This window comes from Candidatus Polarisedimenticolia bacterium (assembly GCA_035764505.1).
GTDB lineage: Bacteria > Acidobacteriota > Polarisedimenticolia > Gp22-AA2 > AA152 > AA152.
Map to the genome: position 1 here is coordinate 1 of DASTZC010000230.1, position 8,997 is coordinate 8,997.

General features: G+C 64.8%; 9 protein-coding genes and 1 pseudogene. 4 read left to right on the forward strand and 6 right to left on the reverse strand.

Features of this window, described 5'->3' with window-relative positions; translation table 11 throughout:
- Window positions 1–265 (reverse strand): annotated as a pseudogene (locus VFW45_15295) (AIR synthase-related protein).
- A 25-nt stretch (window positions 266–290) separates the two neighbouring features.
- Between VFW45_15295 and VFW45_15300 the strand changes: the two are divergent.
- The 4 genes from VFW45_15300 (at window position 291) to VFW45_15315 (ending at window position 5,061) form a co-directional block, all read left to right on the forward strand.
- Entirely contained in the window at window positions 291–1,583 is a 1,293-nt protein-coding gene (locus VFW45_15300) for an AIR synthase related protein (GenBank protein HEU5182149.1), read from the forward strand.
- 13 nt (window positions 1,584–1,596) lie between these two features.
- Window positions 1,597–3,030, forward strand: coding sequence for an amidophosphoribosyltransferase (purF, locus tag VFW45_15305; GenBank protein ID HEU5182150.1), 1,434 nt, complete (start codon window positions 1,597–1,599; stop codon window positions 3,028–3,030).
- A gap of 446 nt (window positions 3,031–3,476) precedes the next feature.
- Window positions 3,477–4,490, forward strand: coding sequence for a hypothetical protein (locus VFW45_15310; protein HEU5182151.1), 1,014 nt, complete (start codon window positions 3,477–3,479; stop codon window positions 4,488–4,490).
- 10 nt (window positions 4,491–4,500) lie between these two features.
- On the forward strand, window positions 4,501–5,061 hold the full coding sequence (locus VFW45_15315) for a TlpA disulfide reductase family protein (GenBank protein ID HEU5182152.1): 561 nt from the start codon (window positions 4,501–4,503) through the stop codon (window positions 5,059–5,061).
- 6 nt (window positions 5,062–5,067) lie between these two features.
- On the opposite strand, the gene VFW45_15320 is transcribed toward VFW45_15315, so the two are convergent.
- The 5 genes from VFW45_15320 to VFW45_15340 form a co-directional block, all read right to left on the reverse strand.
- On the reverse strand, window positions 5,068–5,376 hold the full coding sequence (locus VFW45_15320; protein ID HEU5182153.1) for a hypothetical protein: 309 nt from the start codon (window positions 5,374–5,376) through the stop codon (window positions 5,068–5,070).
- The gene (locus VFW45_15325; protein ID HEU5182154.1) at window positions 5,355–5,720 is read right to left on the reverse strand and encodes a phage holin family protein; all 366 of its coding nucleotides are present in this window, start codon (window positions 5,718–5,720) and stop codon (window positions 5,355–5,357) included. The genes VFW45_15320 and VFW45_15325 overlap by 22 nt, the downstream gene beginning before the upstream one ends.
- A 77-nt stretch (window positions 5,721–5,797) precedes the next feature.
- A complete protein-coding gene (locus VFW45_15330; GenBank protein ID HEU5182155.1) occupies window positions 5,798–6,070 on the reverse strand; it encodes a hypothetical protein in 273 nt (90 codons plus the stop codon).
- 609 nt (window positions 6,071–6,679) lie between these two features.
- Window positions 6,680–7,804, reverse strand: a complete 1,125-nt coding sequence (locus VFW45_15335; GenBank protein ID HEU5182156.1) for a hypothetical protein — start codon at window positions 7,802–7,804, stop codon at window positions 6,680–6,682.
- 1 nt (window position 7,805) lies between these two features.
- The coding region (locus VFW45_15340; GenBank protein HEU5182157.1) for an RHS repeat-associated core domain-containing protein at window positions 7,806–8,997 on the reverse strand (1,192 nt) is incomplete at its 5' end.

Here is an 8,997-nt window from a genome sequence, read left to right on the forward strand (position 1 = left end):
ACGGGACCTTGTCGAGATCGATCACGATGCCGACCTCTCCGCGTCCCGCCATCTCGACCGAGCTGGACGTCAGCCCGGCCGCCCCCATGTCCTGGATCGCGATCACGTGATCGGTCCGCATGAGCTCGAGGCAGGCTTCCAGCAGGAGCTTCTCCGTGAACGGATCGCCCACCTGCACCGCCGGCCGCTTCTCCTCGGCGAGCGCGTCGAGCGATGCCGACGCGAGCAGGCTCGCGCCGTGGATGCCGTCGCGGCCGGTGCGCGAGGGGGGGATGACCCCCTACGAGATCATGCTGTCGGAATCGCAGGAGCGCATGCTCGTGGTGGTGCGGCGCGGCGCGGAGGAGCGCATCCGCGAGGTGTTCCGCAAGTGGGACCTCGAGTCGGTGCCGGTCGGGACCGTCACCGAAGGGGGCCGCCTCAAAGTTCGCTTCCGCGGAGCCAAAGTGGCCGATATTCCGGTGAAGCCGATTTCCGAAGGGGCCCCGGTCTTGAAGCGGCCGACGCGTCCGCAGGAAAATGGCGCGCCCCTCGATCTCGCGCGGCTGAAGGACGTGGCGAATCCGCTGCGGGCGCTGAAAGGGCTTCTGGGAAGCCTGAACCTTTGCAGCCGCGACTGGATCTATCGCCAGTACGATCACATGGTCCGCACCAACACGATCGTCAGGCCCGGATCGGATGCTGCTGTGATCCGCATCAAAGGCTCGCCGCACGCGCTGGCCCTGACCACCGACTGCAACAGCCGCTACTGCATGCTGGACCCGCGCGCCGGCGCGCGTCAGGCGGTGGCCGAGGCGGCGCGCAACCTGGCCTGCTCCGGAGCGGTGCCGCAGGCCCTCACCGACTGCCTGAACTTCGGCAATCCAGAGCGGCCTGAGGTGATGTGGCAGTTCTCCGAGTGCGTCGACGGCATCACGGAAGCCTGCCACGCGCTGGAGATCCCGGTCGTGAGCGGCAACGTCTCGTTCTACAACGAGACCGAAGGCAAGGGAATCTATCCGACCCCGACGATCGGGATGGTCGGAATCATCGAGGATGCGCGGGCCGCGGTCCAGAGCAGCTTCCAGAGGGAAGGGGACCTGGTCGTCCTGCTGGGACGCATGGGGGAGGAGCTCGGCGGATCGGAATATCTTTTCCAGGCGCACCATCGGGAGGAGGGTCCGCCTCCGGCCCTCGACCTGGCCCTTGAAGAAGCCGTGCAGTACGCTTGCATCGAGGCAATCGGCGAGGGGCTGATCAGCTCGGCGCACGATTGCAGCGACGGGGGCTTCGCGGTGGCGCTGGCGGAGTGCTGCATCCAGCGCGACGCCGGAGTCGGGGCGGAGGTCGAGATTCCTGCGGGAGCGAGGCTCGACGCCCTGCTGTTCGGCGAGACGCAGTCGCGCATCCTCCTGTCCTTGCCGCAGGCCTCTCTGGCGCGCATCGAGAAGATCTGCGAGGAGCGCGAGGCGCCGCTGGCGGTGCTCGGGAAGGTCGGCGGAAACAAGATGAAGGTCACGGTCGGCGGCGAGGTGGCGCTGCAGCCCGCCGTGTCGGAGCTGCGCAAGATCTGGCGCGATGCGCTGCCGGAATGGATGGGATAAGATGGCCGCTCCCATGAGAAACGTCAGGATCGAGGACGATCGATTCCACGATGAGTGCGGCGTGTTCGGGGTCTTCGGGCACCCGGAGGCCGCGCACCTCACCTACCTGGGGCTGCACGCGCTGCAGCACCGGGGCCAGGAATCGGCCGGAATCGTCTCCTCCGACGGAGCGCGGCTGTTTGCCGAGCGCGGCATGGGACACGTCGGCAAGGTGTTCACCAAGGCCCACCTCGAGCGGCTGGTGGGCAACATGGCCATCGGGCACGTGCGCTACTCCACCGCCGGCGAGAGCAAGCTGATCAACGCGCAGCCCTTGCGCATCGAGAGCCATCGCGGCGAGATGGCGATTGGGCACAACGGCAACCTGGTCAACGCGGCGCGCGTCCGCGGCGAGCTGGAGCGCAGCGGGTCGATCTTCCAGACCACTTCCGATACCGAGGTGGTCCTCCACCTGATCGCCCGGTCCCAGGCGGAGACGCTGGAGGAAGCCATCGTCGATGCCCTCAAGCAGGTGGAAGGGGCTTTCTCCCTCGTCTTCCTGTTCCCGGGGAAGCTGATCGCCGTGCGCGACCCGCGCGGGTTCCGGCCGCTGTCGCTCGGGAGGCTCGGCTCGGCCACGCTGGTGACCTCCGAATCGTGCGCTCTGGACCTGATCGACGCCGAATTCGTTCGCGACATCAAGCCGGGGGAGATGATCGTGGTGACGGAGGACGGAACCGCCTCCTACCATCCCTTCCCGGAGGCGGCGCCGGCCCCCTGCATCTTCGAGTATGTCTATTTCGCCCGTCCCGACAGCCAGCTCTACGGCCGCAGCGTCAACCTGGTGCGCAAGAGACTGGGCCGGGAGCTGGCCATCGAGCAGCCGGCGGATGCCGACCTGGTCGTGCCGGTCCCCGACTCCGGGGTCTCCGCCGCGCTCGGGTATTCGGAGCAGTCGGGCATCCCCTTCGAGCTGGCGCTGGTGCGCAATCACTACATCGGCCGGACCTTCATCGAGCCGCGCCAGTCGATCCGCCACTTCGGAGTGAAGCTGAAGCTGAATCCCGTGCGCCATCTGATCGCCGGGAAACGCATCATCCTGGTCGACGACAGCATCGTGCGCGGGACCACGAGCCGGAAGATCGTCGCGATGGTGCGGGCCGCCGGCGCCCGGGAGATCCACATGCGCATCTCCTGCCCGCCGACGACCGGCCCGTGCCACTACGGAATCGACACGCCGCGCCGCTCGGAGCTGATTGCCTCGAGCCAGTCCGTGCAGGAGATCTGCGGCTTCATCCAGGCGGATTCTCTCGGCTACCTGAGCCGGGAGGGGATGTACCGCGCCGTGGGAGACCCCCAATCCACCTTCTGCGACGCCTGCTACACCGGGAACTACCCGGTTCCCGTGCCGCGCGATGCGCGCAGCGGCGTGCGCGGCGTGGTGCGCAACGGCGTCAAATCGCGCTGATGCGGCACCTCACGAGATTCCTGGCGCTGCTCCTGCTGATCGCGGGCCTCCTCGAGGCCGTTCCCGCCATGCCTGGCGCCGGGCAATGCGCGATGCCATGCTGCAAAAGAACCGGCCGCGGTCCCTGCTGCCCGCGTGAAGCGGGCCTCGCGAGGAAAGGCGCGGAGCAGGGCTGCCGCCTGTCGGCCTGCGCGCAGCCCTTTCGGGAAGCCACACCGTGGCGCGACGCCATGCCCGCCGTGCTCCGTCCGGCCGCTCCCGGCGAGGCGGCGCCCCCGGCCCCCTTGGTTCCCGCCTTTTCGCCCCAACGTCTCCTGGAACGATTCTCGGCTCCTCCGGCGCCGCCTCCTCGAGATCTCCCGGCCTGAAGCACTCTTGATCCGGGACCCTCGGCCCTCGCTGCGCGGCCGCGCGCACGGCGGGCCGGATTCTTCCAGGAGGAAGCGATGCGCCATCCCCGCAGGGGTTTCATTCGCAGGCCCTTGCTCGTCGCAGGATTCGTTGTATCCGCATGTCTTGCCGTCTCCAAGCCGCAGGCCAGCTGCGGCTCGGCCGGCTGCTTCCTGATCACCGGCACGCAGGAAGCGATCAGTAACCCGGGAGAGGTCACGATCGACTTTTCATACCGTTACATCCCGCAGGACCGCAAGCTGGAGGGGACGCACGAGGTGGACGAGGTCCTGGTCCCCAAGGTCAACTTCGAGGACGGGGAGATCGAGCCGGATCATCACCGGGAGATCTCCACGCACAATTACCTGGTGAACGCCGCGGTGAGCATCGGATTGACCAAGCGGGTCTCGCTGGGGATCGACCTGCCGCTGTTCCTGGATCGGGAGCACGAGCATGTCGACGAGGTGGGAACTCCCGAGGAGCACTTCACGAACAGCGACGGGACCACCGGCTTCGGCGACGTGCGCCTCTCGGGAAGGTGGGCCGCCCTGTCGGCAACCAAGGATCTGGCGACCCTCGGCGGCGGCATCAAAACGCCCACGGGCGCCTACCGCCTGCGAGACTCGGAGGGGGCCATCAACGAGCCGACGATCCAGCCCGGATCGGGCTCGTGGGATCCTTTCGTGACCGCCTATTACGCCCACCAGTGGGTCCCCGCCCGCTGGGAGTATTTTGTCTCGGGAAGCTACATGGTCCGCACCGAGAATCCGCTGGACTACGATTTCGGCAATCAGACCCTGGCCAACGCCGGGGTGAGGTTCAGCCCGAACAACCGCTGCGTCCTCAGCGTGCAGCTGAACGGCCAGGCTTCGCCTCATGACTTCTTCGACGGCCACCTCGTCGCTTCCACCGGCAGCCGGCTGCTGTCGCTGACCCCGGGGATCATGCTCTACGGCGGGTCGGGGCTGGGGTTCTACTTCCACGTTGCGGTCCCCGTGTACCAGGACGTGAACGAAGCCCAGCTGGCCCCCCGGACGGCATTGGTCGCCGGGCTTTCCTTGAGCCTGTAAGATGGATCGCATGCGCCAGATTTCATCCCGTCGAAACCGTGAGGGCCCCGGGAAGGGCCGCAAGCCGGGGGCCAGTGTCCGGCTCCTCCTCTGGGCAGCCTGCCTGGGGGCTCTCGTGGCGGCGGCAGCACCCCCGCCCGACCCGCCCGCGCCCGACTTCGAGCTTGGGGCCCTCGACGGAGCCACCGTCAGGCTGTCCGAGCTGCGAGGCAAGACGGTGGTCCTCCACTTCTGGGCCACCTGGTGCCCGCACTGCCTATCCGAGATGCCGGTCCTGGATGAAGCGGCCTCCGACCTGCAGACCCGCGGCGTCGAGATCCTGACCGTCAATCTGGGGGAGCCGCGCAAGAAGGTGGATCGCTACGTCCGCGAGCATGCGCTCAGGGTCAAGGTGTTGCTGGATGGCCGGGGGAAAGTGGCCGAAGCCTATCGTGTGGTGGGGTTGCCGGCGACGATTCTCATCGATCCGGCCGGCCGGATCATCCGGCAGATCGAGATGGGAAGCCTCACGAAGAGCGAACTCGAGAAGCTTCCCTCTCTCCTGGAAGCCAGGAAAAGCGGCGCCAAGTAAATCAGATTACATCAGACTGCGGAAGAGCAACGGCACGATCGACGGTATCATCGATTCGACGCTGCCGCGGGCGACGGTACCCAGAATCGAGCCGTTCCCGCCCGACTGCGCCAGCATGAAGCCGACGGCGGCCGCGCCGAGCGAGGACTCCACCGGATGGTTCCCCACCCATTTGGTCAGATCCAGCGGCTGCAGGACGGGATTCTCCTTCAAGAGCCCGAGCGCCTCGGCAAATTGCCGGCGGGCTTGATCGATCTCCGCCAAGGTGGCGCGCACCTCGGGATCAATTTCGACTACGTCAGGTTTTTCAGCCATTCGGCATCCCTTTTCAGATCGGCTCGTGTCTCGCTCAAGAGGCCGCCCATCTTCCGGATCTTGTTGCGCGCCGCCAGAACGAGGACGGCTCCGATAAGCAGATAGACTCCTCCCACCAGCAGAAGCGCCAGACCGGTCGATCCAATCAAAGGGGCGATGACGAGAGCCAGTCCCCCACCGGCGAGTCCCAGCGCCAGAACCGCGAACAGGGCTCCGGCCGCGATAATGCCGGCCGCCTTCACCAGCGTAACGGAGTCTTTGGTAATCTCCTGCTCCGCGAGCTTGACCTTTCCCGCGACCAATATGCCCAGAGAGCGCACGAGGGTCAGGATCTGGTCAAGCATCGCGGTCGGGGAAGATTCCCCCGGGAGGGACATGCCCGGCGAAGCCGGGCGGGACGCGTCCCGTGGCAGGTCCAAGGTTACCTCCGACGCAGCAGCCGCCCGATCAGCCAGCCAGCTGCCAGGGCGCCGACGAGGGTCTTGCCCGGGTTCATCCGAACCCATTCCCGGGTGTCCGCGAAGACGTCCTCAATGCTGCGCTTCTTCACCTCGTCCCACTTCTCGCGGGACCTGTCCGCGACTTCCTGCACTTTGCTCCTCGCCGCATCGGCGGCTTCCTGGACTTTCCGTCCCGCCGTCTCTCCCATCCGTCCCGCCGATTCGCCCATCGATGAGAAAACGTCCTGTGCCATTGGGTGTTCCTCCAATTCATTGTGCACTGAATAACCGTGTCCTTGTCGATTATAGCGAGGTGCGCAGCGCGCGACAATGACTCCCCCATCGATATCTCATTCAAAAACCGAGAGATCGGTAGTATCCCCTACGGAGCTCTACTCGATTGACCTGATGAAATCCCACATCCTCTCCCGCACCTCTCGCGTCTCACGCGACGTGACTTCCAGCAAATCGGAGGGCAGGCCGAGGACGGAAGGGTGCATTCCAGCCCCCCCCGCGCGATGGTTGCTGTCCGGGTCGCCGCTCGCGACGTAAGCGATGGTGAGCAGTCCCGCGTCGAGCCAGGAAAACCGGGAGCGCGAAGCTCTTTAATCGAGTCGTTTCAGCTAAGGGGGTTGGGAACAGCACGCCGGCGCAGGTATTTGTCGCGCTCCGGCATCTCGGCGGCGCGACGCGCGATGTCCAGGTAGGCCAGGGCAGTCACTCTCTACCTGGGAGGATAGGCGTCGTTGAGGGCTCTCTCGGAAACGCCTGTCTTGACGAAGAGACGAGGCGTTTGAGGACCACGAGCGCCCCGAGGCGATGGACTGCGAACCGCGCGGTCCGGAGAACGCGGGGGAGTCAAGTCAATCCTCATCCTCGCCGGTGACCTCGTCGACCAGCTTCATCGCTTTCTTGCGTACCTCGCGGGGCTCTCCTTTCAGCACACGCTCGATCTCGGGCGTGCCGATCTCCTCGTAGGTTTCCATGGCCAGCTTGCGGGACGCGGGATCGGTCTCATACGCGGCAACGTAAGCCACCGCGAGCTGCACGGCGTCCATCGTCGGGTAGCTGCCGCGCGCCGAAGCCATCGCCATCTGCTGATCGAAGGAGGGGGGTCCTGCATCGGCCTGCTTGAGCGCCTCCTGGAATTTCCGGGCTCCTTCCGGCCCGAGCAGGGCTGTGCCGCATCGATCGGCGAGCTGAGAACCGTCTGCATTTCCTCCGCCCATCATGACTTCGATCAGCTTCAGCACGCAGACAGGGTCCTTGCGGATTCTCGCCCGGTCCTCGGCAGAGAGCTCGATGGGCTTGTCGTCGGCTTCCCCGCCGGCAAGATAGGGCTGGCCATTTTGCTTGAAGCGGATCCGGTCCCGATTCTGCTGGAGCCAGGCTTCCATCTCGTTCAGGGTCCGCACCTTTTCGAGGGGAGTCATCTGATTGTGGATTGGGAAGTCCATTTGGAGCAGCATAGCCGAGTCCCTGAGGATGTGTTCTCTCAGATGCGGGTCCTTGGTTCGGTGAACTGCATCCAGATAAGCGAGAACGGTTTCCCGGGTCCGGAAATAACTCAGGGTCGAGACCAGCGCCTCGGAATAAGTGCGATTCGTCTGGTCGTCGGACTCGAGCAGGCCAATCAACAGGGGTTGGTGATCCGCACGTTTCGTGAGTATCGGACTTGGATTGTTAATCGCGTAGGAGTAGACGTGCAGGGCACCGATCCTCTCCTCCCGACCTCCGGTTCTAAGGGATTGATCGATGGCCCGGGCGAGAAGATCAGGCGGGGATTTGAGGAGGGGGAATGATTCCTTATAGCTGCTCGGCATTCCCTTCCGGTGATCCGCGGGCGCCTGCTCCCGCGCCACTTCGATCCTTCCCAGTCTCTGGAACTCGGCGCGAAGAAGCTGAAGATCCTGCCCCGAGGTGTCTGCCTTGAGAGTCGGCACTGCAACAAATGCGAAGAGTAGCAAGAAGCTCATCGCGGTTCTCATATCAGTACCCCTGGAAAGGTGCCATGCCCAAGGCGCCCGGCACGTAAGTGTCCATTTGGGTGTGGCCGACGGGCAAGTAAAACTTGTTCATGGTACCCCCAGGTCCCGACCACGATATTTCCCGCGTTCCGACACCGAGGAGGGCGGCTCCCCACCCAATGGCCATGGACTTCAGATCGTGGCTGGTGCTGAGGAACATGTTGACGGTGACATCCGTATTGGCGACCTGGCTCCAGTTTGGAGACATGTAGCCGTCTATAAGGTTGAGCGTCATGTTCCCGCCCGGCAGGTTGTAACCATCTCCCGTCAGCGTATTCGTCAGACCGACCGCGGGGCCGGCGCCCCGGCTGAATCCGTTGATTTCCACCGGCACGTTTCCACAAAGGGTGTCGGTGACGCTCTTGACCACATCGGCGACCATCTGCAGAGCTGCTTCGGATACTTCGCCGAAATGACCGGGCTTCATCATGTACTTGGAGGTGAGAGTCAAAGTGTAGTTCCCGGCGAGGCGATCATCGGCCGACTTCGTGTCCAGCTCGCTCTTGTCGTCCTTTCCGGCGGCCTCCTTCGCGGCATTTTGCGCGTAGCCGAGCTCATTGATCTTCACTCCCTTCAGGTTCTGCAGCGCTTTCTGGTTGTCCGGGTCCTTGCCTTGCGTCTCCAGCTCAGCCTTGAGCTTGACAAGACGTTTGGCGTCACGGCGAGCGTTCCAGCGGGCCCACGCTTCAGCCGAGAGCCTCGCGACACCCGCCCGATAGGCTCCTTCCATGTCGCGTCCTTGCGCGCCCGTGACGACTCCCATATCGTAGTCCGCCATGGCCCTCGCGCCTTCGCGCCCGATTCCCGCCTTGAGTGCCGCGTGCGCCCGCTCCGTATCCGCGATTTGCTCGGGCGTCATATCGGCCATGCCGCTCGGATCAATGCGATTCACCGGATTGTTGGAGACGTAGCTGTAGAGGTTCAGGGAAGCGGCCTCGCCGAGAGGATCGCGCTGCAGAAATCTGCCGAGATAGGGATGGTAAGTGCGTGCCCGAAAATAGTAGAGGCCGCTCTCGACATCGAGATATCTGCCAGTGAACAGGACGTTGTTGAGCACCGCCGAGCCGGTGAGGGGGGTTCCGGTCGGGGAGAGGAATGTCACCTGGCCGTAGGCGTCGTACCGATAGCGCTCCACGACCTGTCCGAAGCTGTCG